We start from the raw sequence: 2,255 nt of genomic DNA on the forward strand, positions 1-2,255 counted from the left end.
CCGGGGAGGCGAATTGCGCGGGCTGCCGCCCTGCGTTATAGGCCTCCCCTCCCGCCCCGCCCGCGCGTCCGGCTACGACGCCGCGTTCGGGGCGCGCCTTTTTTGAGCCGGAGGCTTTTGCCGATGTCCCGCCGCCGCCAGATCTACGAAGGCAAGGCCAAGATCCTCTACGAGGGTCCGGAGCCGGGCACGCTCATCCAGTATTTCAAGGACGATGCGACCGCCTTCAACGCCCAGAAGAAGGGCACGATCTCGGGCAAGGGCGTGCTCAACAACCGCATTTCCGAGCACATCTTCACGATGCTCGGCCAGATCGGCATCCCGACCCACTTCATCCGCCGCCTCAACATGCGCGAGCAGCTGATCCGGCAGGTCGAGATCATCCCCATCGAGGTGGTGGTGCGCAACGTCGCCGCAGGCACGCTATCGAAGCGGCTCGGCATCGAGGAGGGCACCCAGCTTCCCCGCACGATCCTCGAATATTTCTACAAGGACGATGCGCTTGGCGATCCGATGATCGCCGACGAGCATATCGCCTGCTTCGGCTGGGCGAGCCAGGAGGAGATGAACGACATCGCCGATATGGCGGTGCGCGTGAACGACTTCATGTGCGGCCTGTTCGCCGGCATCGGCATCCGCCTCGTCGACTTCAAGCTCGAGTTCGGCCGCATCTGGGAGAATGAATATTCGCGCGTGATCCTGGCCGACGAGATCAGCCCGGACGGCTGCCGCCTCTGGGACATGGCTTCGGGCGAGAAGCTCGACAAGGACCGCTTCCGCCGCGATCTCGGCGGCGAGGCCGAAGCCTATCAGGAAGTCGCGCGGCGGCTCGGCCTGATGCCCGAAGGCGAGCCGAACATGGTCCTCGACCTCGACAAGCACCGTAAGAAGCGGGGCCGATAGGGGGCGATCGGAGGCCGGCATGAAGATGGTGCTCCGCTCCGCCCTCCTCCCTTCACTGGCGCTGCTCGCCGGCTGCACCGCCGTCATCGACCAGTCGAGCTTCTTCCCCCAAAGCGCGGCCGCGCCGCAGGCGAAGCTGACGCCGCCCGCCGGCTACGTGATGGACGACCGGATGGTGGAGCTTCCGGGCCTCGGAACGATGCATGTCGTCCGCCTCGACAATCCGGCGAGCGAGGCGACGCTCATCTACAGCGGCGGCAATATGAGCTTCGTGGCCACCCAGAGCGGACACGCGGCCGTGCTTGCGCGTGCGATCGGCGCCGATCTCATCTTCTACGATTATCCCGGCCGGGGCGGCACCACCGTGCCGCCGACGATCGACGCCTCGATTGCGGCCGGGCCCGCGCTGCTTCAGCGCCTGCGCGAGCTGGGATGGATCGGGCGCGGCCCGCTGTTCGCCTACGGCCTGTCGTTCGGAGGAAGCCAGGCCGCGGCGATGGTGCGCGGGGGCGGCTTTGGCGGTCTGATCATCGAGGGCAGCGCCGCCGACATCGCCTCCGTCGGCCGCAACTTCATCCCCCCGGTGGCGCGCCCGTTCGTGAAGCTGAGCGTCGATCCCGAGCTCCACCGCTTTGACTATCTTGGCTATGCGGCCGCCGCGCGCACGCCGGTCCTGCTGCTCTCCTCCCGGAGCGACGACATCGTCCGGGACCGAAACATGAGCGATTTCCAGCGGCAGCTTCAGGAGCGCGGCAGCGAAGTCACCTTCGTCTCAGTGCCGGGAGGCCACGGCACTGCCTTGCTGCAGCCCGCCGCCATTGCTGCGATCCGCGACTTCTTCGGCCGCAACTCCGCCAGGTAGCGGATCAAAAGAAAGCCCGCCGGTCTCGGGACCGGCGGGCTCCTTTCTCCACCCTCTCCGGTAGATTTATTTGGCTGCTTCGCGCGGGCCGCCCATCGCGACCTGGGTAGCGGCGGCGGCGCGGCGCTGAACGGCGACGAGGTAGTCGCTCGACTGCATGAAGGGGACCGGGTTCACGGCCTTGCCGTCGATCCGCACTTCGTAATGGAGGTGGCTGCCCGTCGAGCGGCCGGTCGAGCCCATATAGCCGATCAGCTGGCCGCGGGTGACGCGCTGGCCGGCCTGCACCAGCGAGCGGGTGAGGTGGCCGTAGCGGGTCTGGATGCCGCGGCCGTGGTTCAGCTCGACGAGGTTGCCGTAGCCGCCATTGTTGTATTCGGAGCGGCCGACATACCCGTCGGCGGTCGCGTAGATCGGGGTTCCCATCGGGCCTGCGAGGTCGATCCCGGCGTGCATCGCGGCGCGGCCCTTGAACGGATCGGAGCGGACT

Annotated in this window: 3 protein-coding genes; 2 read left to right on the forward strand and 1 reads right to left on the reverse strand. The window is 67.4% G+C overall.

Features of this window, described 5'->3' with window-relative positions:
• The first annotated feature begins 123 nt into the window (after nucleotides 1-123).
• Nucleotides 124-903 carry a phosphoribosylaminoimidazolesuccinocarboxamide synthase gene (purC, locus tag VF662_RS15440; RefSeq protein ID WP_464142839.1) on the forward strand — a complete coding sequence of 260 codons (780 nt, stop codon included), beginning with the start codon at nucleotides 124-126 and terminating at the stop codon, nucleotides 901-903.
• A gap of 19 nt (nucleotides 904-922) precedes the next feature.
• Nucleotides 923-1,765: an alpha/beta hydrolase family protein gene (locus tag VF662_RS15445; protein WP_464142840.1), complete on the forward strand. Its 843-nt coding sequence runs from the start codon at nucleotides 923-925 to the stop codon at nucleotides 1,763-1,765.
• A 66-nt stretch (nucleotides 1,766-1,831) separates the two neighbouring features.
• Here the strand turns inward: VF662_RS15445 and VF662_RS15450 are convergent.
• Nucleotides 1,832-2,255, reverse strand: a 424-nt coding sequence (locus VF662_RS15450; protein WP_464142841.1) for a M23 family metallopeptidase, incomplete at its 5' end; no start/stop codon positions are given.

This window comes from Allosphingosinicella sp. (assembly GCF_036387215.1).
In the GTDB taxonomy this organism is placed as follows: domain Bacteria; phylum Pseudomonadota; class Alphaproteobacteria; order Sphingomonadales; family Sphingomonadaceae; genus Allosphingosinicella.

Excerpts from the sequence above, each read along its gene's own strand:
- purC (WP_464142839.1), top strand. The coding sequence starts at position 124 with ATGTCCCGCCGCCGCCAGATCTACGAAGGCAAGGCCAAGATCCTCTAC.
- VF662_RS15445 (WP_464142840.1), top strand. The coding sequence starts at position 923 with ATGAAGATGGTGCTCCGCTCCGCCCTCCTCCCTTCACTGGCGCTGCTC.